The sequence below is a fragment of the Phascolarctobacterium faecium genome (genome assembly GCF_003945365.1).
In the GTDB taxonomy this organism is placed as follows: Bacteria; Bacillota; Negativicutes; order Acidaminococcales; family Acidaminococcaceae; genus Phascolarctobacterium; species Phascolarctobacterium faecium.
In genome coordinates, this window is sequence record NZ_AP019004.1 from 1,750,296 (window position 1) to 1,773,316 (window position 23,021).

Annotated in this window: 22 protein-coding genes and 1 tRNA gene; all 23 read right to left on the bottom strand. The window is 33.6% G+C overall.

Annotated elements, in window-relative coordinates:
• Positions 1-8: 8 nt before the first annotated feature.
• Positions 9-935 (bottom strand): GDP-L-fucose synthase family protein, encoded by a 927-nt coding sequence (locus PFJ30894_RS08535; RefSeq protein ID WP_125669571.1) that lies wholly within the window; start codon positions 933-935, stop codon positions 9-11.
• Positions 925-1,983: an NAD-dependent epimerase/dehydratase family protein gene (locus tag PFJ30894_RS08540; protein ID WP_125669572.1), complete on the bottom strand. Its 1,059-nt coding sequence runs from the start codon at positions 1,981-1,983 to the stop codon at positions 925-927. The genes PFJ30894_RS08535 and PFJ30894_RS08540 overlap by 11 nt, the downstream gene beginning before the upstream one ends.
• An 18-nt stretch (positions 1,984-2,001) precedes the next feature.
• Positions 2,002-2,835 carry a transketolase gene (locus PFJ30894_RS08545; protein WP_125669573.1) on the bottom strand — a complete coding sequence of 278 codons (834 nt, stop codon included), beginning with the start codon at positions 2,833-2,835 and terminating at the stop codon, positions 2,002-2,004.
• Complete coding sequence (locus PFJ30894_RS08550; protein WP_125669574.1) at positions 2,810-3,769, bottom strand: transketolase family protein; 960 nt, start codon at positions 3,767-3,769, stop codon at positions 2,810-2,812. The genes PFJ30894_RS08545 and PFJ30894_RS08550 overlap by 26 nt, the downstream gene beginning before the upstream one ends.
• 35 nt (positions 3,770-3,804) lie before the next feature.
• Positions 3,805-4,845 (bottom strand): GDP-mannose 4,6-dehydratase, encoded by a 1,041-nt coding sequence (gmd, locus tag PFJ30894_RS08555; protein ID WP_197714927.1) that lies wholly within the window; start codon positions 4,843-4,845, stop codon positions 3,805-3,807.
• A gap of 12 nt (positions 4,846-4,857) precedes the next feature.
• Positions 4,858-6,393, bottom strand: coding sequence for a lipopolysaccharide biosynthesis protein (locus PFJ30894_RS08560; RefSeq protein ID WP_125669576.1), 1,536 nt, complete (start codon positions 6,391-6,393; stop codon positions 4,858-4,860).
• Between the two features lie 68 nt (positions 6,394-6,461).
• Positions 6,462-7,556, bottom strand: coding sequence for a glycosyltransferase family 10 domain-containing protein (locus PFJ30894_RS08565; protein WP_125669577.1), 1,095 nt, complete (start codon positions 7,554-7,556; stop codon positions 6,462-6,464).
• A gap of 21 nt (positions 7,557-7,577) precedes the next feature.
• The gene (locus PFJ30894_RS08570; RefSeq protein WP_125669578.1) at positions 7,578-8,588 is read right to left on the bottom strand and encodes a glycosyltransferase family 2 protein; all 1,011 of its coding nucleotides are present in this window, start codon (positions 8,586-8,588) and stop codon (positions 7,578-7,580) included.
• Between the two features lie 17 nt (positions 8,589-8,605).
• Positions 8,606-9,733 carry a glycosyltransferase family 4 protein gene (locus tag PFJ30894_RS08575; protein WP_167457050.1) on the bottom strand — a complete coding sequence of 376 codons (1,128 nt, stop codon included), beginning with the start codon at positions 9,731-9,733 and terminating at the stop codon, positions 8,606-8,608.
• Between the two features lie 5 nt (positions 9,734-9,738).
• Positions 9,739-10,860: a glycosyltransferase family 4 protein gene (locus tag PFJ30894_RS08580; protein ID WP_125669580.1), complete on the bottom strand. Its 1,122-nt coding sequence runs from the start codon at positions 10,858-10,860 to the stop codon at positions 9,739-9,741.
• Positions 10,851-11,873: a glycosyltransferase family 9 protein gene (locus PFJ30894_RS08585; protein ID WP_125669581.1), complete on the bottom strand. Its 1,023-nt coding sequence runs from the start codon at positions 11,871-11,873 to the stop codon at positions 10,851-10,853. Before PFJ30894_RS08585 ends, PFJ30894_RS08580 begins: the two co-directional genes overlap by 10 nt.
• A 23-nt stretch (positions 11,874-11,896) precedes the next feature.
• Entirely contained in the window at positions 11,897-12,655 is a 759-nt protein-coding gene (locus tag PFJ30894_RS08590) for a glycosyltransferase family 2 protein (RefSeq protein ID WP_125669582.1), read from the bottom strand.
• On the bottom strand, positions 12,652-13,980 hold the full coding sequence (locus tag PFJ30894_RS08595) for a sugar transferase (protein ID WP_167457051.1): 1,329 nt from the start codon (positions 13,978-13,980) through the stop codon (positions 12,652-12,654). The genes PFJ30894_RS08590 and PFJ30894_RS08595 overlap by 4 nt, the downstream gene beginning before the upstream one ends.
• Positions 13,981-14,224: 244 nt before the next feature.
• Positions 14,225-15,034, bottom strand: coding sequence for a nitroreductase family protein (locus tag PFJ30894_RS08600; protein WP_125669584.1), 810 nt, complete (start codon positions 15,032-15,034; stop codon positions 14,225-14,227).
• A gap of 11 nt (positions 15,035-15,045) precedes the next feature.
• Complete coding sequence (locus tag PFJ30894_RS08605) at positions 15,046-15,438, bottom strand: hypothetical protein (RefSeq protein ID WP_125669585.1); 393 nt, start codon at positions 15,436-15,438, stop codon at positions 15,046-15,048.
• 155 nt (positions 15,439-15,593) lie between these two features.
• Positions 15,594-15,669, bottom strand: a tRNA-Asn gene (locus PFJ30894_RS08610).
• A 59-nt stretch (positions 15,670-15,728) separates the two neighbouring features.
• A complete protein-coding gene (locus PFJ30894_RS08615) occupies positions 15,729-16,355 on the bottom strand; it encodes a precorrin-8X methylmutase (RefSeq protein WP_021718579.1) in 627 nt (208 codons plus the stop codon).
• 23 nt (positions 16,356-16,378) lie between these two features.
• Positions 16,379-16,906, bottom strand: coding sequence for a cob(I)yrinic acid a,c-diamide adenosyltransferase (locus PFJ30894_RS08620; protein ID WP_125669586.1), 528 nt, complete (start codon positions 16,904-16,906; stop codon positions 16,379-16,381).
• Between the two features lies 1 nt (position 16,907).
• The gene (locus tag PFJ30894_RS08625; protein WP_125669587.1) at positions 16,908-18,428 is read right to left on the bottom strand and encodes a cobyric acid synthase; all 1,521 of its coding nucleotides are present in this window, start codon (positions 18,426-18,428) and stop codon (positions 16,908-16,910) included.
• Entirely contained in the window at positions 18,421-19,560 is a 1,140-nt protein-coding gene (locus tag PFJ30894_RS08630; RefSeq protein ID WP_125669588.1) for an alkaline phosphatase family protein, read from the bottom strand. The genes PFJ30894_RS08625 and PFJ30894_RS08630 overlap by 8 nt, the downstream gene beginning before the upstream one ends.
• Positions 19,535-20,623: a pyridoxal phosphate-dependent aminotransferase gene (locus PFJ30894_RS08635; protein ID WP_125669589.1), complete on the bottom strand. Its 1,089-nt coding sequence runs from the start codon at positions 20,621-20,623 to the stop codon at positions 19,535-19,537. The genes PFJ30894_RS08630 and PFJ30894_RS08635 overlap by 26 nt, the downstream gene beginning before the upstream one ends.
• A 12-nt stretch (positions 20,624-20,635) precedes the next feature.
• A complete protein-coding gene (cbiB, locus tag PFJ30894_RS08640; RefSeq protein ID WP_167457052.1) occupies positions 20,636-21,604 on the bottom strand; it encodes an adenosylcobinamide-phosphate synthase CbiB in 969 nt (322 codons plus the stop codon).
• 48 nt (positions 21,605-21,652) lie between these two features.
• Positions 21,653-23,020 (bottom strand): cobyrinate a,c-diamide synthase, encoded by a 1,368-nt coding sequence (locus PFJ30894_RS08645; RefSeq protein WP_021718585.1) that lies wholly within the window; start codon positions 23,018-23,020, stop codon positions 21,653-21,655.
• Between the last annotated feature and the right edge of the window lies 1 nt (position 23,021).

Here is a 23,021-nt window from a genome sequence, read left to right on the forward strand (position 1 = left end):
TTTTCACCCTAATACTTTTCTAAAAACCATTTATAAGACGCTGTAATTCCTTCCAGCAAATTTGTTTTATGTTTCCAGCCTAATTCATGAATTTTCTTTGAATCTAATAGTTTTCGCAAGCTTCCATCTGGTTTAGTATTGTCAAAATATAAAGTGCCAGTATACCCAACTATATCCTTTATCACATGAGCTAAATCCATAATAGATATTTCCTCGCCAGTGCCTATATTAATATGTTCTTCATCTTCATAATTATTCATTAGAAATACACATGCTGCTGCTAAATCATCAACATACAAAAACTCTCTCAATGGTGTCCCCGTTCCCCAGAGAATAATTTCTTCTAATTTATTTGCTTTCGCCTCATGGAATTTTCTAATCATTGCAGGAATCACATGAGAAGCATTCAAATCAAAATTATCATTTTCACCATAAATATTAGTCGGCATACAACTAATAAAAGGATCCTTATATTGTCGTTTATACATTTTGCATAACTCAATGGCTGCAATCTTACCAATAGCATATCCCTCGTTAGTAGGTTCCGGCTTTCCACTTAGAAAATCCTTTTCAGTCATCGGCTGCCCAATATCAACAGGATATATACACGAACTACCTAAAACTATTAATTTTTTCACACCAGTAGTATGGGCAGCCTTCATAATATTAGCATTAATTATTAAATTTATATAAAGTAAATCAGCGGGACACTCTATATTCTCTCTTATTCCGCCTACCTTAGCTGCAGCAATAAATACATATTCTGGTTTTTCATTGGCAAAAAAAGCTTCCACCTCACTTTGCCTACATAAATCTAATTCTTTATGAGTTCTGGTTATAATATTGGTATAACCCTGCTTTCTTAATTCCCGCACAATAGCTGAACCAACCATTCCAGTATGGCCAGCAACATAAATCTTATCTTTAGTATTCATTGTTATACCTTTCACTAATGCCATTCATCATTTGCTTAATGCCGAATGAGTAATCATACTCTTCCTTCCATCCAAGTTTTTTTAACTTTTCATTATCAATCGTTGTGAAATTCAGTTCCTTATTCTTTATAAAATAATTTTCTTCTTTTATGATTATTTTAGAAGTGTTAAGGCAGTTTTTTCTCATCAAATCAACAAATTCATACATGTTTATATTATTCTCTGAGCATATATTATACGCACCTTGGCTACCAGGTTTTCCATATAACAAAGCATATAATATACCACAAATAACATCTCCTACATACGTATATTGTATAACTGTATTATCTTGGAACATCTCTACATCTTTATTATCAAGCAAACACTGCATAAAACGCGGAATAGCACGCTGATCAATTTCTAAATCATATGTTGGACCATAAGTATACGGAACCCTTACTATATTAGCAAAAATCCCGTATTGCCTATGATAAGCAACGCATAATTGTTCCCCCATTCTTTTAGATTCAACATAACAACTACGTTCGCCTAAAATATCTATAATACCATAATCATTTTCTGTTATAGCAGCACTATTAACTTTGCCATAAATAACATTAGAGCTACAAAATACTACTTTTGTCCCCCCCGAATTTACATTCTTGGCGTAATTCAACATATTCATCAATCCGTTAACATTAGGCAAAATAGTATCTACTGGCTGTTCCAAAAAATATTTTGTAGCAGCAGGACTAGCACCATGTACAATATAATCAAAACTGATATCATCTGGAATTTTATTCAAAATATCAAAATCAACTAGAAATACATTTTCCTCCAGACATATCGCTCTGTGTTTTTTATATAGTTTCTCTTTATTACGCCCCTGTAAATATATGATCATATTTAATTTATACTTTTTATTTAACCTAACTAAAAATTCAGACATATACGACATTATCATACCAGTTGATCCAGTAATTAAAATTCTTTTATTTTCTAGTTGCGAAAAACATGTTAAATGCTTTTCAGCAAGATATTCCATATCTTCGTAAATAACTTTCACAAAAACAATCCCTTCCTTTTAGTAGCTTTTTAATTCTCTAAACGCTAACTCAATATCATCCTTTTCTTTCGGCATATACCCATGCATTAACGGTTTATTATATAAATACTCTAACCCCTTACCTTTTATGGTGTTCGCAATAATACATAACGGTTTATCTGTTCTATGCAATCGACTCTCCTGTAATACCGATATCAATTCCTCATAGCAATGTCCATCTACACTTTTTACATTCCAGTTACAGCTTCGCCATTTTGCAGAAAAAGGTTCTAACGAAATCATATCTTCTGTAAACTCTGAACATCCTAAAACATTACGATCAACAATAGCTACTAAATTGTTCAGACGATTATGTCCTGCATATAATATTGCTTCCCAAACAGACCCCTCATAACATTCTGCATCTCCTAATATGCAGTATGTTTGCCAATTTTCCCTATTTAAACGTGCTCCTGTAGCCAATCCAGCTGCTATCCCAAGACCCTGACCTAAGGAACCACCATAAAATTCAAACCCAGGATAGAAATACTTTTTTAATTCATGAAAATTGCCGCCAATACGAACCATGTCATTTATTTCTTCTTTTGTGAAAAATCCTATTTCTTCAAAGATAGGAAATAACATGCCCGCTCCATGTCCCTTACTTAGTACAAACCGATCACGCTCTGCCCAATCTGGTCGTGCTGTGTTATAGCGTAAAATTTCCTTATATAATGCGACAACTATTTCCGTCATGGAAAAAGCTGATGTTACATGACCAAAACCTACTGTTGTAAAAATTTCTAAAAACCGTTTCCTCATTTTATAGGAAAATTCATATAAATCTTCATATTTTCTTTTTGTTGTTATCATATTTATTCAACTCCAAATAACTTTTTCTTATCGTTTCACATAGTTGCTTTTCATTAAAACCCAATTTCTCATACCATAAATCACGATTGATAAAACATTCTGACAAATTATTCCCAAATGACAAACCTAATCTTTTTATTGGTATATTTAGATGATTGTCTGATAATATCTCTAAAACTAAAGACCCTAACCCACCTGATAATACGTTATCTTCAATAGTTAAAATATATCTGCTATTTTTAATTTCATCAATAAATTCCTTTTTATCAAATGGAAATGCATAAGCATCTATTAACTTTACATCTATACCCAACATCTTTAATTTAGGTAATATATTTTCTACAGAAGCTCTGATATTTCCACTGGTAATAATAGATAATTCTGACTCTAAACCTATTGTTACAAATCCACGTGAAAAATTAATTATCTCTTCGTCATATCTATATCCACTAATATTTTTGTCAAAACGCAAAAACACTGGTTTTTTGCCTAACAATTTTTTAGCTGCTTCTTTGGCAATAATTTCATCAGAAGGATTTACCATGCAAACATGAGGCAAAGTCCTTACCATAGCAAAATCCTCAATAGGCATATGTGTATAACCACATTCTGCACTGCAACTCCCTGAATTCAATGCAGCCACAGTTATGGGTATTTGAAGATTATTCAATAAATTTCTCATCTGATCAAACGCTCTTGTCACAGGGAAAGGATTTAATCCAAATGCAATTACCTTTTTCCCAGCAAGAGCAATGCCTGCTGCTACAGATAATAAATTCTGTTCAGCAATACCGACACTAATAAATCGCTGTGGAAAATCTCTGCGAAACAAATCTAAACTTGGAGCTCCTAAATCAGCAGATACAATAACAATATCTTCTCCCAATTTAGTCAATTCATATATTTCTGAAAAATAGGCGTCTCTAACTATCATTATCACAATCCTCCATGTAAAGAGATTATTTAAGTTTATATAGCTTTCGTTTTATGCTTCACTAATTCCAAATCATGCTTGACCATAATTTTTATTAACTCTTCATAAGAAGTTTTTTGCGGATTCCAACCTAAAATTGTTTGCGCTTTTGTCGGATCGCCCCACAGGTTATCTACATCCGTAGGCCTGAACCACTGCTCGTTAACACAAACCAGCATTTTTCCGCTTGCAATATCATATCCTTTTTCGTTGATTCCTTCGCCTTCCCAACGAATATTAATACCTACTTCTTTAAAAGCTTTTTCCGTGAAATCCCTTACCGTATGCTGCTCACCGGTAGCAATAACAAAATCTTCCGGAGTATCATGCTGCAGCATCAGCCACATACATTCTACATAGTCCTTAGCATAACCCCAGTCACGCAGGGAATCCATATTACCCAATTCCAAGTGATCCTGTAAGCCACAGGCTATACGGCTGACAGCTAAAGTTATTTTGCGTGTGACAAAGTTCTCGCCACGACGCTCCGACTCATGGTTAAAAAGAATACCATTGACCGCAAACATCCCATACGCTTCTCGATACTCTTTTGTGATCCAAAAACCATACTGCTTTGCTACGGCGTAAGGACTATATGGATGGAACGGCGTTGTTTCACGCTGCGGCACTTCTTCTACTTTGCCGTACAATTCGCTGGTAGACGCCTGGTAAATACGACAGGTTTCAGTCATTCCTAAAATACGTACCGCTTCCAAGATACGTAGCACCCCTAAAGCATCCACATCACCAGAATATTCCGGCACATCAAAAGATACCTGCACATGGCTTTGCGCTGCCAAATTATATATTTCATCCGGCTTTACTAAATTGATAATTCTTATAAGACTGGAAGAATCTGTAAGATCGCCATCATGGAGCGTTATCTGTTTTTCAGCTAGCAAATGATCTATACGGGAAGTATTGGTAATCGATGCACGTCGTACAATACCATGTACTTCATAGCCCTTTTCTAATAAAAACTCTGCTAAATACGATCCATCCTGGCCTGTAATACCTGTTATAAGTGCTGTTTTCACGCTAATACACTCCTAGCTATGTTTTAATTTCGACTTCAAAATATTCACTATTTCACTTGCATATCTCAATAGTTCTTGGAATTCTTTTGTTTTATAAAATAATACAGATTGTATAACAATCATAATGATTCCAATCAACACACATTCTACAAGCAAATTTGCATAGGTAATTTCAAAATCCAACCATGCAAATAAATATTTTATCCCTACTATTTCTATACCTGTTAATAAACTGAACAGCAAATGTTTTCTTAAATATTTCCGCATGCTTATTTGCAAAATAATCCTGAATACAAACTGAATACGTCCATATATTATAAAACCCAATCCTACAATAGTACCTAAAACAATACCCTGTATCCCCCAATATTTTGCAAAAACAACGGCCACAATCAGTTTACTTATTGCTGACAAAAGCATATATAAACGATCATTTTCAAAATTTCCATGAGTAGACCTGTAATTACAAGCATTTTCAAACTGCATCCCTAAAAATACACTTATTCCTAATAAAACGATGTACTCATCAGGCAGAAGAAACTGCTTTCCAAAAAATAAACCTATGAATGGTTGAAAAACAATAGTATATACACAACAAACATAGCTACCAAAAAAATAATATGCTAAATCCAGCATATTATATACGGAAATACTTCTATCCTTATCTTCCGAATACACCAAATTACCCAGACTAGGAATAATGCCTTGAAAGCATTTATACAAAACCGCATATATCCCCATATGGACCAAAACATAATTAGATAACAGACCAGCTTCCTTCAAACCTAAAAAACTCGTAACTATGACCATATCTAACCCACCATAGAAAAGATATGATATTTTATGGATCATAAAGTTTTTAGTTTCCATAAAAAAGTTGCGTTCACGAAAATCCGTCAGACTTACCTTTACAGATTCAAGATATGGATAAGTTTTTTTAGCTTTCCAAGTGATTATAATATTGGCTAAAATATTAAAGAATAATGCGGAAAACGCATATAAAAGATAGTTTTTAAAACACACAATAGCTGCAATTTGCACACAACCATTGAGAATCTTACATCCCATATCTATTTTTATACAAATATAATCTTTTTGATTCGCTGCAAACAATGTTCTTTTATATGCTAAAAAATAAGTACTTAAAACTGTGGCAATTTGTATTACATATACTAACTGTACATAATGCCAAGAAACACTTGCATTTTTTACAATTATCGGCAAGAAGAAAAACAAAACTACACCTATACAAACAATAAAACTGCCAATTATTGTATAAACATAACGATACAAACTCATTAATATGTTGATTTCTTTTTTATTATCCTTAGCTATTTCTCGATATAGATTGTAACTGATAATTGCGCTAACACCAAGCTCCGCTAACGATAGCATAGCGATAATATTACTAAATAAGCCTTCTATGCCTAACAATTCAACAGGCAAATATTGTGTAAAAAATTTGCGTACAAAAATACCTAATAATGCTACACAAGCAAATGAAATTAATGAATATGCGCTGTTACGTAAAATATTTAAAGTTCGCATTTATATTTTTTAATCACCTTTGTATTTTCTTATGTAATGTATGTAAATAATGAAATAAGAAAACAATATTAATCATCTAAAATTTCTTTGAATTTGTTTTCTAATTTTATAAATCTGTCATACACATATTCAGCAGCAGAAGGCAGGAGCTTTTCTTGTTGCATAAACTTGTCATAAAAATTATCATCCGTGTTTAATTTTTTTATCAGTTTGATATTATCTGTATTATCTCCATCTAAATTCCAAAAAATAACAGCATCTTTATTTATGACATCCGGTTCTGGATTATTTAAGGCCCCAGCATAAATTGGTATACAGCCAGCCCTAAAACTATCAAAAATCTTTTCTGTACAATAGTATGGTGAGTCCATATTTTCAGGGCAAATATTAAACTTAAATAAATTCATATATTTTAATTTATCATTTCCATATTTGTCCCAAAGCTCTGAAGTATTGTTTCTCCACCTTCCTGCATATGTTATATCAAACATACCATTTAAATCATCTGCTATTTTTGTTCTTAATCCAAATGCATCATGATTATTAATACAAATACATTCTCTTTTTCTTAATGATCTTGAGCTATTAACATTTTCCACAATTTTTTTTATGGTAGCATAGGTAGCATCTGCGGGGAAAAAATTTTTATAATATATCCAAGCAGGAAAACGTAAATATTTTTCATTATTTATTTTTGTAAAGCCTAACGACAAATCTACATCTCTTAATAGATAATCAGAATATGATTTAATCCTCCAATTAATCATACTTAACCATCCATAATCATTTATTGATAAATTCTTATGCTTGATATACATTTCCAGATTCTCACTAGGCAAAAAAATTTTTTTACCTAAATAATACTTGCAATCTTTTTTTACTGCTCTAACATCACTTATAAATACTGTATATATCCGAATATCAAATCTTTTATATTGAGGAACATTTTTCTCTAAAAATTTTAGAATCCATTGTAACTCTTCTGCTTTATTATATTGATAGCCAATATATGAGTATTTTGAATCACTATTCAGTGCATTCAATAGCGATATTCCTAATTTATATTTTCCTCTTCTATACCACAATAAATCTTCATCAAATATTTTACCTAATTTTAATTTATATAAAATCCTAAAAATTTTTTCTCTTATCAAGTTGTTCATTTCTTTACCTCATTTATTTAGTTAGGGGTATGATATCATTTTTTTGCCAATTAGCAATTTCATAAAATTTTTTGATTTTAATAGGTAGCGAAACAAATTGAAATTAATAATTAAACTAAGAAAACCAATCTTTTCTATTATGTTTAGTTCACTAGTTTTAATAATGCTATTTATATTTTTTCGCATTTTCTTTTGTAAATAAATTGCCGTTCTATAATTTTCACTTAACTGTTTACTTATAACTAACTTACTTAACACAAAATAATCAACTCGCAGACATTTGATTATTATTTTAGGAATTAACAATTGATACTTTGTATATGCTAGTTTTAAAAAATATTCATTCAAGTCCAGACAATCCAATAATTTAGGATTAAATTCAGAATGAGTAACACTATTATCTCTCATCCTATAAAAATATTTTCTCTCGGCACTGATATAAACACCATTAACTTTTTCTAAAATATCAAAAAATATAAATGCATCTTCAGTCATTTTATTTTCAGGAAATCTTATCCCATCAAAAATAAATTTTTTAAAAAGCTTATTACACATCATTTCCCCATAATATTGATTTGAAAAAATTTCATACATAAACTTTGGATTTTTACTATACAAAAAATTTTCTGGACTATTATGGTATAAATTTTTATTAATATAAGCATAAGAAAATCCAACACATGTAATATCAACATCTTTCTCCCGCATATATTTATACAAACTTTCATACATATCTAATTCAATCCAATCGTCACTATCAACAAACCCTATATAATCACCCTTACATATATCTAGGCCTATGTTCCTAGCAGAACTTGCCCCACCATTTTCTTTGTGAATAGCCTTAATACGAGAATTTCTTTTTGCATATTCATCACAAATATTACCGCTATTATCTGTACTACCATCATTAATCAAAATGATTTCTAAATTTTCATATGTTTGATTAATAATAGAATTAAGACATTGCGGCAAATATTTTTCAACATTATAAACAGGTACTATTACACTTATCAAACTATTACGAAACACTCATATTCTCCTTTATACTAAAAACAATTATTTTCTATCAGCCAATTTATTTTTTCTTTTTTTATGTTATTGCTAAACTTTTCTCTTATTTTTAAGTAGGCTGCATAAGAAATATCATTTAAAAAATCATTATCAGCAATATAAAAAAGAATTTTCTCTGCTATTTCATTCGGTGTAGCAGTATATTTAAATATAATTCCGTCTATTCCATCACTGATCATTTCAGGAACTCCATCAACATTACGTGCAACTACTACCTTACCAAATGACATCGCTTCTAAAATCACTGTTGGTAATGTATCTTTATCACTAGATAAAAACAATATATCTATATTAGGATATATATCGCTTAATAATTTTTTATGTGGAATAGATCCAAGATATTTTATAATTCCCTTATTTTTTGCACATTTTATTTTTTTTTCTGTTTCTTCAAAACAAGATTTTTCTAAAACCGGGCCGATAATATATCCATTAAAGGTTATGCTCGATAACTCATTTAAAATATTTAAAACATCAATGAATATGTCTGGTCTTTTTAATCTACAGATACTACCAATAAAAAATATATTAATTATATGTTTTTTATCATAATAATTTCTAATATATTTAGTCGAATATTGAATACCATTATAAATACATTTTATTTTGTTTTTATCAACATCTGCGCCAATCAATTTTTCAGCACAAGCTTTTGATGGTGTTATAAACAAATCTATTTTGGAAGCAAAATTATGTAAAAAAACTCTATGGATTTTTTCGGTTAACATATCATGAATATGGGCAACAGTTTTAATCTTAGGATCAATGAATATTTTATAAAAAACTAGAATAACAAAATCTTTAGTATTATTACCATATAATATATCAATACTAAATTCTTTAACTATTTTTTTTATTTCAAGCAACGCAAATATTAATCTATAAAATGTCAGTATCGGATTCCCCTTAAAATTATAACCTGAAAGAACTTTGCTACAGAAAACCTTGTCTCCAAGGACATCTTTGTAACCTTTTTCTATCATTTTATTATTACTTGTTAATATATAAAAATTATGAAATCTATTTTCTTTTAGAAAATCATATAAAACAATCTCTGCGCCACCAATAGTATCTGTTGCAGATATTATTAAAACATTTTTCACAACATTCACCTATTTTGAATAATATTTAATATTTCAAAATGCCGCTCAGCCATTTTTTCAATTGTATAGTTTTTAATTTTTTTCAAATTATTTAATCCTTGTTGCTTGCGAAGCATCTCATTTTCTAACAATAAATTTATCTTCTCTGATAATTTATTATTATCGTCCACCGGAACAATAAACCCATTTTTATAGTTTTCTATAAGTTCTAATCCTGCATTACATCTATCTGTAGTTATGACAGGAAGTCCATGTGCCATAGCCTCGTTTACTACTAACCCCCAAGAATCATTTCTCGTTGGTAATACAAATATATCTGCTATAACGAACCATTTTTTTAAATTTTTAGTACATTGAAAAGGTATAAAATGAATGTTTTTAATATCATTAGTTTCGATTATCTCATACCAATATTCCAGAGGAAAATCTCCTCCAATAATATAAATTCCAACATTCTTTTTATCAAAAAACTTTGCAGCTTCAATCAAAACATCAAATCCCTTTTCCTGTATAAATCTACCTACTGACAAAATAATTTGCTGCTCATAAACAGACAATTCTCTTTTGATAAACAATTTATCTTTTTTTATAACATCCAATTCTTCAGATATATAATCACTATAAAAACTTGCTAACTGATAATTATAAATTCTATTTTTTTTCCCACCATAATATTTAAGCCAATTATTCGTATGTTTTCCTGTACTAAGATAATACTCTGCTGACGACACAAAAAACTTCTTTAAAAGTTTTTTTACGCTACTTTCATTTTTATAGAATATTCCACCATCACAATTTAAAATATATTTTATACCCCTTAACTTCATATACATCATTGCTAATAATGAATTATAACTTGTATGTGTTCCAACAATTATATAGTCCCATCTTTTATTAAGCCAAGTAAATATTCTCAACGAAATTCCATTATCCATTCCAACCTTATAAGAATCTAAAAAATATCCTTTAAAATTAATGCATTGTTCTTTTAACCAAGAATCCTCCCTATCATCTGCATTTCTTCTGTCAAAAACTACAGTCAGATCAACAAATTTACCAAATTCATTGAAAAAGTCAATTCTATATGGTACTGGTATATTAGTTAAAAATAACACCTTCATTTCCATACTTTCTCCTGTAACATTTTATTTATTACATGTTCTGCTGATATATCATTTAAGCATTTTCTATCTTTACATTGCCAATACATATTCGTTCCATAACAATATTTATATTCACATTTACAGTCAGCTTCAATAAAAACGGCTTTATCAGAATATGCGCCATGTGTTAGAGGATTTGTAGGCCCAAATAAAGATACTGTTTTTGTTTTTACAGCATCAGCAATATGCTGCATACCTGTGTCAACTCCAATAAGTAAATCACATTGAGCCGCCAATATTATTGATTCTTTAATATCAGTTTTTCCAACAAAATCATATAAATTCTGATGTCCCAGTATATTACTCAAATGTTCTAATTCTTTTATTTCATCCTGTCCGCCAAATAAAACTACTTTATATCCATAATCTAAAACATTTTTTATAACCAATTTTATTTTTTCTATTGACCACTTTCTAGGATAAATTCTTTCATGGTTAATCACAACAGCAGTTCCACCGCCTATACAAATTCCTATGATTTTTATGCCATCCTGTTTTATTATCGAAGTAAAACTATTTTTATCAACTTTTAATTCGGGATTTATTTTTTGATCAGGAATTTTACATATGCAGCGTAATAAATTTAAATTTCGTTCTACCATATGAACAGTATTGTCGATCTGATACTTGTCCATTTTTTGATATTGTTCACCGATACATCTTTTAGCACCAGTTAACAATGCAAATATTATTGCTTTCCATTTAGTACTGATAGGAGATATAATAAAATAATCAAAAACTTGATGACGAAGGCTAACTATCAGTGCTAAAAGTTTTTTTATTGTAATTGTTTGCATATCCAAGTAATAATATTCATCAATTGTTACAGAAGCAGCCTGTAACAGTTCCCTGCTGGCTTTATTTCGTACGATTACTGCTAGATAACAATCCGGATAGTTATCTCTAATTATCTGTAACATTGGTATAATTTGGACACAATCACCTAAACCATGTTTACTATCAATCAAAATTTTCAATTTAATCTTTCCTTTTGTATATTTTAACGAAAAATATGTTTTTGCAATCCTTGTTGAAAATAAAGAAATATGTAATAAATACTTTGCAGAATAGATAACTTTTGACTATTTCTATATACTTTCCATGTCCATATGGCACTTTTAAACTTATTTGCAGATACAGATTCTTTAGTTCCTATACGATATCTGGCTAAATCATCTTGTAATCCATAAGCAACAATTTTATTTTCCTTTAATATGTTCAACCATGTTATATAATCCTCATGTCTTTGCTGTGGCATCAAAAAAGGTTTTATTTTACTTTTATCAATACATACTGTCAAACATCCTATGGAATTACCTTTTAGCGCATCCATATAATCAAGTTGAGATGGTATCTTTACAATTTTCCCAACCTTATCTTTACTTGCAAAATGACGATATTGATGATAAGTAAATACATAGTTATTTATTTTCATGAAATCCAACTGTTTTTCCAATTTTTCTGGTAACCAAATATCATCACTGTCTAAAAAAGCTATATATCTGCCAACAGCATTTTGTAGTGCTATATTTCTAGCGTTAGCAACACCCTTATTTTCAGGTAAAGAATGGAGTTTGATCCGTTCATCCTGCTCTTGATACTTTTTTGCAAGTTGTTCTGTAGCATCTATTGAACAATCATTAACGATAATCAGTTCCCAATTTGTATATGTCTGCTTTAATACACTTTCGATAGCTTCTGCAATATATTTTTCTACGTTATAGGCAGACATTATTATGGAAACTAAATCATCAATCATTTTCCCTGTACTCCTTCGGTACTGCTTTTTGTCAGCAGAACTTTGAATGTCTGCAGCATGATCATCAGGTCTGTTTTGACGCTGACGTCCTGTATATAAAGCAAGTCGTATATCAGCTTGTCATAGGCACTGGTGTTATATTTGCCTGCTATTTGTGCCAGTCCTGTAATGCCAGGTTTTACATTATGCCGGTAATCATATTCAGGTTTTTGGGCAATAAACTGCTTGACGAAGAACGGCCGTTCCGGTCTGGGTCCGACGATGCTCATTTCGCCTTTCAGCACATTGAACAGCTGCGGCAACTCATCAAGTCTGGTAGCCCTCATAAATCTGCCGAATTTTGTGATCCTGGGGTCCCCTTCCGCAGCCAGTACCGGCCCGCATTTGGCTTCCGCATCCTGCTTCATGCTGCGGAATTTATGTACAAAAAATGTCTTACCGTATAGCCCCACGCGCTCCTGTGAATAAAGCACCGGTCCTTTACTGTCCAGCTTTATCATAACTGCTGTTATCAGCATGACTGGCGATAGTATAATCAAAGCAGTTACCGCTACGGCAATATCTAAAATCCGTTTCAGTACTCTCTGTTCTGCTGTCAGCAGCATACGTGTTACACGCTGCATCGGTATATCATCAACCAATAAAAAGCCTGTATTCTTGCATGCCAGTTCATACAGTGTCGGTACAAAAAATATTTGTTTCTTCGTGCTGCGTGCATAACGCAGTATTTTTTCTTTGTCTGCTATCGGCAGTTCCGCGCCAATAAAAACATAGTAGTTAGCGTCGATAAGCTGCTTCCAGTTGGTCTGTTGACAGCTGTCACAAACAGACTGCAATGACTGCTCCATTCCATAAGTTTTCAATAATTTATTCTGGATGCGTGCTGCTTCTTCACCAGCTGCAAATAATACAGCCGTCTGTTTGGGAAAATACTTCCATTCCCACTGGTGACAGATATATTGCCAGATTGCCAGCAACACAAACGAAAATACCGCTGAATAAACAAGCACAACACGTGAATAATCAAACTGACGAAAAAAGAAGGTCATGGCCATCGCTATGATGTAAATATTGGTCACCGCTACCAATAGATTAAGAAAAATATCTACCAGCTTTTTGCGGATCAGACTGAACAAGCCATAGACGTTGAACATAAAGAACATAATGATGACCAGGATCGGCAGAAATTCCAGATGGAAAGCTATCTTATCCGTTTGTTTATTACCAAGTTCCAGTACCATAGCGATGCTGGTAGCCAGATACAAACAAATTATGTCGCCTATGATCAAAATTATCTTTCGCAGCAAAGAACTGTAGTATCTCACTGAATTTCCTCTATTCATAACCATCTTTAAATTTGTATTTTATAGAAAATCAAAAACTTTCTATTTTAAAATATTTTATTATTTTATTTTACAGTCAAATATATATTATCTTATCACTTTTATTATAAAAAATCCACCGTTTATGTGTCCTATTCATCAAAACATCTTAAATTTAAAGCCAAGTATAGAAAACAAAAAGAGCAGTAACCTTAAAGGTTACTGCTCTTTTTACATTATTCGTATTTTATTTAAATTCTACTTTTAAATGCTGTCGTTCTACTAACCTTTGGAATTTATATTTCGGATAACCAACCATTAAAGCGCCTACTATTTTTTGCTTAGCCGGCACTTCTACCAAGTCAAGCAATGGTTTATATCCGGCTATACCACAGGTTTGGATAAATCCGGCAATAGTCGTTCCCATACCGATAGTCGGTGCATAAAGCTCCGCATAAGCCCAAGACTGTTCTGCATTGCTAACACCAGTTGTATTTAATCTACGGGCCAATGCAAAAATCACCATCGGTGCGTTGCGGGCAATAATATCCTGACCACGCTCGCGATAAGCTCTCAATACAGTAGTAAAATATCTGCTGTTAGAACTTCCTTCTGCAATTTCCTGTTCCATCCACTGTGCTGTAGCCTCAGCAATAGCTCTGATTTTTTCCTTATCACTGATTACTATATAATACATTCCCTGTGAATTACCTGCTGTTGGCGCATAGCGGCATACTTCAAGCAGTTTACGTACATCTGACTCAGTTGGTGGCTGCGGTTTAAACATACGAACTGATCGACGCATACGCAAAAAATTATATGCAGTTTCAGCATCTAAAACAGGCATCGGCAGTGGTAATTGTTCTTCTAGCGGCACATATTTATTATCCATAGCAGCCGTTGGGCAAATAGCAACACAATGGCCGCAGCTCATGCAACCTCTATCAAAATTGCATTCAGGTCCAAGCTCTCCCATTGATAAAATACATGATGGACACGCCTCTACACAAATACCACATTTTATACATTTATCATAATCAACTTTCAGTAAGTCCATCTTCTAGCACCTCAATCTTCGAAATGAATGAATTCCAATCCGCTGAAGTCAGTATAAAATTGTGCATTTTTAAAAGCTTTGGCACATAATTCTTTATCTTTATTAACAACACCGTCAGCATTGGCGATTCCCAAATAAGCACAAGCAGACTGTGCTGCAAAAGTTTGAGCATGTTCCAATAATGCCTGCTTATCAGAATCGGCAATAGTACCTTTATTGGGATAAACATCAGTAGCCACCAAAATAAAAATCAACTGCTCACCTTGCTTAGCAACTACATGTGGAATCTCACTTTTATTAGGTTGAACGAATTCTATTTCAAAACCTTTTTCAGTAAGATACTGCAGCAATACCTGTAATCCAAACTCATGAATTTCTTGAGTATTCATTAACTCAAATGCCATGAATCATTCTCCTTTGCTATATTATAGCTTTATTATATCATAAAAAAGCTATCTATCTCCAGCGATATTCTAAGTACTGTTATCCAACAAAACTATTATCACAAACATTTAGATAACAAAATAAAAAGCCTGCTTTTTTAGCAGGCTCAATTTACTGGCTCCCCGAGTAGGACTCGAACCTACAACAACTCGGTTAACAGCCGAGTGCTCTACCGATTGAGCTATCGGGGAATAAGTCTTTCAACGAAGAATATTATATTACTCTACGATATTATTGTCAATGTTTTTATTTAACGCGTCAGCTTGTAAATAAGCGCGTTACAAATAGCTGCAGCTACATTACTGCCACCCTTACGGCCACGAGCAACTATATAAGGAATACCAGTTTTCATAATGATTTCTTTAGATTCCACAACATTGACAAACCCAACGGGAACACCAATAACAAGCTCAGGCTTAATCCTGCCCTCTTTTACAAGTTCATCTAAGCGTACTAAAGCCGTAGGAGCGTTACCAACAGCAATAATTACAGGCCCTTCTACTTCACAAGCTTTTTCCATACAAGCAGCAGCACGTGTAGAACCAGCTTCTTTCGCTCTTTCTGCCACATCAGCATCTGCCATAAAGCAAACTGCTTTGCCGCCAAGCTTATTTAAACCAGGTTTATTTATACCCACGCAAGCCATATTAGTATCAGTAACTATAGTAGCGCCCTTTTTCAGTGCTTCTAAAGCTTTCTCTACTACACCATTCGAAAAATGCAGCGTACGTGCATAATCAAAGTCAGCAGAGGTATGAATAACCCTTTTTACAATACTAACTTTCTCTGGATCAAGCTGGATCTCCCCCAATTCTTCAGCAATAATCTCCATACTGCGTTTTTCAATATCAGCCGGTAACACATTTTGTAATTCCATATTTTCTACCACCTTTCTTCAATTTATTTTTCAATTCCTACTCTTGCCGGTATACCCTTATCAAAAGGATGCTTACGCTTACAAACCTCAGACACATAATCTGCTAAATCGAGTAAAGCTGAAGACGGGTTCCGTCCAGATAAAACAACCTCTAAACTCTGCGGCTTATTTTTCAGAAAATCAATTAATTGTCCTTCATCAAAAACACCTGTATTACAAGCACCTATAACTTCATCAAGAACCAATAATCGTACTTCTTCCTGTTCCAGTTTAGTCTTAATTCTAGCAAATAACCGCATATGCTCCCGCAGGACTTCCTGTTTCTCATCCGCAGTCATCTGAAAAGTAAATTTTTTAGTTTCTTTACCCCTTAAGACTTCAATATTTGAAAGCAATTCTAAAGATTTCAATTCTCCGGTAAGACGGCTTTTTAAAAATTGTACGAATAATACTTTATTGCCATGCCCCGCACAACGTATACTTAATCCTAGACAAGCAGTAGTTTTACCTTTCCCGTCCCCGCAATAGATATGAATTAACCCATGCTCCATCTTACACACCGGCTTCCAAAATCTCATAAATTTTTTTCATATCAATATTTTCACGTATACTATTTGCCAAAATATCATACTGCTGCTTTTTATAATCATTAAAATTAATAGTTTTAATATCGTCTGGCTTCATACCCTTTTTAGCAAGTAAAGCTTCCACCACAGATTTAGCAATACCTTCACCATCAAATACTCCATGCACATATGTACCATATACGTTCATAGTATCACTAACATTCTGAGATCCTTCTGGACTTATTTCACCTGCTTCGTGAATAGGTTTCATCAATGTCAACGATTTACCATCATCAAAATTAGTTATGCCGGAATGTATTTCATAACCATAAAAAGAGAGGCCGGTTAACGCGCTGAAAATACCTTTTACTTTGCCAAAATATCCATCTACCTGAATAGTGCGTTTTTTCTCAGCAAAAATGGTTTCAACATCCAAAAGACCTAATCCTGCAGTATCTCCGCCTTCTTCTACTCCATATGGATCCGAAAGATTCTTCCCCAACATTTGATAACCGCCGCAAATACCAAAAACCACTGTACCAGCATGAGCGCGTTTCATTATCTCTGCTTCCAATCCATTTTGACGCATCCATTTTAAATCACCAATAGTATTTTTTGTTCCCGGAATAACAATCATATCCGGATTTTTCAACTCTGAAACTGATTGCACATAACGCAGCGATACACCTGGTATAAGTTCAAAAACATTGAAATCAGTATAATTAGACATTCTTGGAATACGGATAACAGCAATATCTACTGCCTGTACTTCTGTATGTGTAGTTAACCGTTCTGATAAACTATCCTCATCTTCAATATCTACATGCAGCATCGGCAATACACCAACAACAGGCACCCCCGTTTTCTCTTCTATCATTTTCAAACCAGGACGCAGTATATCGACATCACCGCGAAATTTATTGACAATGATACCTTTAACCATCGCTCTTTCATCTTCCTCAAGCAACATTAAAGTTCCGTAAATAGAAGCAAAAACACCGCCTCTGTCTATATCGGCAACTAAAAGCACCGGTGCTTTTGCCATCTTTGCCATACCCATATTAACTATATCCTGTGATTTTAAATTGATTTCGGCTGGGCTCCCAGCACCTTCGATAACAATCACATCACTACTTTCGGATAATTGACCATATGCTTTCATAATATCAGGGATCAAATTTGTTTTAAATTTGAAATATTCTGCAGCTGTCATAGTTCCAATAGCTTCACCATTAACAATAACCTGTGAGCCTGAATCACTGGTTGGTTTCAGCAAAATAGGGTTCATCAAGGCACTTGGTTCAATGTTGGCCGCTTCTGCCTGCACAACCTGCGCTCTTCCCATTTCTGCACCATTGCGAGTAATAAATGAGTTCAATGCCATATTTTGAGATTTAAAAGGTGCTACTTTATAACCATCTTGATTAAAAACACGGCATAAACCAGCTGTCACCAAACTTTTACCGGCATTAGACATTGTTCCTTGTACCATTATAGCTTTAGCCACGCATATCACTCGCTCTCATTAAAAATGTCAGGATATCCTGATAATTATTTATTTTTACTGGTATAGCAGCAGTATTGATTTGTGCAGCAACTACAGGAACTGCATTTTTATTATGTTTGCCATTAATAGAACTTGTTACATGATCACCACAAATAACAATGCGTAAAGGTTCCTGTATATTATTTATAATTTTCTCTAAAAACTCTTCGTCAATAGCACTTATAAACTCAGCTTTGCTCTGATAATCATATCTGTGTGCTGCTTCATCTGCACCGTTAAAATGCGTTAAGACAAAATCATGTTCTTTCAACATATTTAAGGTCGCTGTTGCCTTGGCAGCAATATCAGTATCTATATCCGCTGTCACTCCAGCGATTTTAGGAGCCGTCAAATGCAATCCTTTTGCAATGCCTCTGACAATTTCTGCTTCGCAAATTGCTGCACCTTTCAACCCATGCAAAGCTTGAAATCCAGGCAACGTTTTACGTTCTGAAGGCCCCCAGGGATAAAGCATATAACGAATGTCATCATGATTAAAACGTTCCAGCCTTTTCGCTGTACATTCAATAAAATGCTTTAACAGCAAAGACTGCTGTTTTAATTCTCCTAAAAGCAGGTCAACATTCTTTCCCATACTCTCGTGAGGCGGAGAAATAACACAATTGTCCAAAATCCTTCTGTCTTTATCTAAAATCAACAGATTACGATACATAGACAAATGCATAAATTCTATGCCCTGCCAAAACTCATCGCATGCTTTAGCTGCTTCTGCCATGCTTTCTGCCGAAAGTCCCTGACCATTAAAAGATACCAGCGTATTATCTTTGTCTATTGAAACCAGGTTACAGCGTAATACCATCTCATATTCCGAAATATCCCTACCATGCGCCAACAATTCCAAATACGCTCTATTTGTTGGGAAATCCCGCTGCTGTACACCAAGCAAGCGCAAAATACAACTCAAACTTTCAGGAATGAAATCATTCTCACAAATGCTTACTTCACTGTATGTTCCCAGCTTAATAAGAGTATCGATATTTTTATGTTCAGCATATTGGAAAGGTGTCAATCCATTCAAAGCAGGAATATGATCATCACCTAAGCCATCAATAATTACCAATAATGAGCGCATTACGTCTAACTTCCTTTATCGCTTTAATTAAAGCCCGATTTGTATATCGTGTTTTTACTGCAATCCGATAATACGTTGGCCCCAAATTATGGTAATTATTACACTCTCTAATCAAAAAGCCATGCTTACGTAAAAGTTCTGCCAAATTTTCAGGTTTCTCCAATTTAAAAAATACATAATTGGCCTCAGAACCAAATGTTTTTGCTCCTAAGCCTTCCAATTGTGCAGTAAGATACTGCCGTTCAACACGAATCAACTCTTTGCTGGCCAGTAAGTAATTTTCTTCATCTAAAGCCGCAATACCAGCTGCTTGTGCCGGAATAGAAACATTCCAGTCCTGACCATTTTCATGCAGTCCTTTTATCAACGACACATCAGACGTCATGCAATAACCTAAACGTAAGCCTGGCATCGCATATGTTTTTGTAAATGCTTTCAATATAATAAGATTGTGATATTTATCTAGTTTCGAACATAGCGAATATGCTTTATCGCCATCCACAAAATCCATAAAGCATTCGTCTAATAGCAGCTTTGTACCTGTACGGCAGCATTTTTCCAATACCTCCAGCAATAAATCTTCATCTATTAATTTCCCAGTCGGATTATTAGGATTGCATATTACGACCAAGTCTACTCTGCTATTGATTTTTTTCAGCAGATCATATCCTGCAATAAAGTTTTTTTCTTCCTGCAATTCGTAATAAGTAAATTTACAATCAACTGTCCGCAAAGCTTTTTCATAATCAGCAAAAGTTGGAGCCAATAATACAGCACGGCCAGGCTTGACTGTTAAGGCAAGTTTAAATAAAACATCAGCAGCACCATTGCTTATGAAAAGATATTCTTTTTTTATATTCAAATATTTAGCTAATTTCTCTATTAGTTCCCTGCATAAAGGATCTGGATAATTAACGCAGTTTTTGATTGAATTCTTAATAGCCTCTTTTACAGATACAGGTAAACCTAATGGATTAACGTTTGCTGAATAATCAACAATATTTTTCCCTAAGCTGTTATTTTGCTCACTGTAAATATCTCCACCATGTACAGATTTATACATATTTTCCACCCTTTAGCTTTTAATAAAAAGCTCCAGTAAATAAATTAATGCAAAAACTAAAATACTTAAAACAGCTGTCATATACATCAAATTATTAGTCTGGACGATATCTTCCGGTTCAACTTGTCTGATATCATCACCAATAGTATCTTTAGGCACCCATTTTCCAAAATAAAAATGTCCGCCGCCTAACTGAATATGAAGGGCGCCAGCAGTTACTGATTCCGTCATTGCAGAATTAGGACTTAAATGATTGTAACGGTCACGTTTAAAAATCTTCCAGGCTTTTTTTGCATCCAAACTTAAAAGATAAGCTGCAACTATCATACATATTCCAGCAACACGTGCTGGAATATAATTAGCAAAATCATCTAATTTTGCCGCACAACGCCCAAAATATAAATATTTGTCATTTTTATAGCCAACCATGGAATCCATGGTATTTATTCCTTTATAAAGAAACGCAAGCGGAGCTCCGCCGATAAACATATACAGCATTGGAGCAATAATTCCATCTGCAGTATTTTCAGCAACAGTTTCAACTGCCCCTTTAGCCACTTCTGATTTTGTAAGTTCTTTAGTATCCCGTCCAACTATCCACGAAAGTTTCATTCTAGCATCTGTTAAATCATTATTTTTTAACGCAGTATAAACTTTCATACTTTCTTCACGTAAACAACGCGTTGCAAAAATTTGATAACACATAAAACTCTCTACAGCAAAAGCCAACCACGGATTGATTTTTTCTGCCAAAGCTAATACTAAAAATGGAACACAAAACGAAAAAGCAAGCACTAATATTACTAATACAGCGCCTCCTACCAATAAGCCACGCAAGCTTTTTCCAAAAATACTGCGTAGCAGCTTTTCTAAAAAGCTTATCAAATTTCCAATTAAACAAATCGGATGAGGCAGCCAACGCGGGTCGCCAATCAGCAGGTCTAAAATAAAGCCCGCTATAATGGCAAATAAAAGCATCATAATCCAATTCCCCTTAAATAAATACTAACAGCTAAAACCATCAGTAGATCAATCCCGTTTTTTTGCAAATTCATCACAGGCACGAATAAAATTTCGTGCAAAATTTATATTTCCCCATAAGTGAATGTGTGGATAGCCAGCATACAGAACTTTATTAGCATGACTACAACTCCATTCAGAAATTCCTGAAGCTTTCAAGGCTAAAAAATCATGCCCATTATTATTACTGTCGGAATAATGAAACTCATGTCCATTTATTTTCTCACCGATTTTGCAAAAAACATTATCACTTTCAGCAGTCAATGTTATATATCCAAAGCGGTTAAGCTTTGCCGTCATAAAGGTTTCTCCGCTTATTGCACCTGTCCACTCATAAATCTCTCCCGAAGCTGCTTGAAAACGCTCCAAAAGATACATGAATCCACCGCATTCAGCAAAACAAGGCTTACCTATTTTTAGAGCAGTTTTAATGCTTGTACGCATTGATATATTCTCTGCCAGCTCTTTTGCATAAAGCTCAGGATAACCTCCTCCTAAAATTATTCCATCACATTCTGGCAATTCTTTATCAACAAGAGGACTAAACGTTATTAGTTCGGCACCAAACTCCTGCAATAAATCTAGAGCGTCCTGATAATAAAAACAAAAAGCTTTATCCTGTGCTATTGCTATTTTTACTTTAGCTACACTTGCAACAGGCTGTTCTTCATAAACAAGATCCTCAGCACTGTTTGCAATACCCAGCAATTCATCAAAATCAATAGTCTTAGCTGCCTGTTCTGCTAATCTGCTGATAATTTCCTGCAAATCACCAATTTCTTCTGCGGTTACCAATCCCAAATGTCTGCTTTCAAAATTGCAATCATCCATATGAGGCAAATAACCGACTAATTTAACACCTGTTTCCAACTCAATTACTTCTTTATAAAACTTATAGCTCATAGCAGTGACATTATTAAGTATTGCGCCTCGTACATTCGCGTCAGGTCTGAATTCTTTAAAACCTTTTATTAAAGCTGCCAAAGACAAAGCTGCACCTTTCCCATTGATGACTAAAATAACCGGCGTTTTAGTTACACGAGCTAAATCATAAGCACTGCACTGCTCTGTTTTACCCATACCATCATAAAATCCCATAGCGCCTTCAAGTACGGCTATATCACAATCACAAGCATTTTTTGCCAGCAAATACTTTGTTGTTTCCCTGCCTAACATAAATAAATCCAAATTACGTGACTTAGCACCAATTACGCGCGAATGAAACATTGGATCTATATAGTCGGGACCAGATTTAAAGGCGGCTACTTTGTACTCCTGATCAAGCAAAGCTTTCAGCAAGGCACATACTACAGTAGTTTTTCCACTGCCACTATTTGGGGCAGCAATCATGAAACGAGGCAAAAACATTTCAGACATT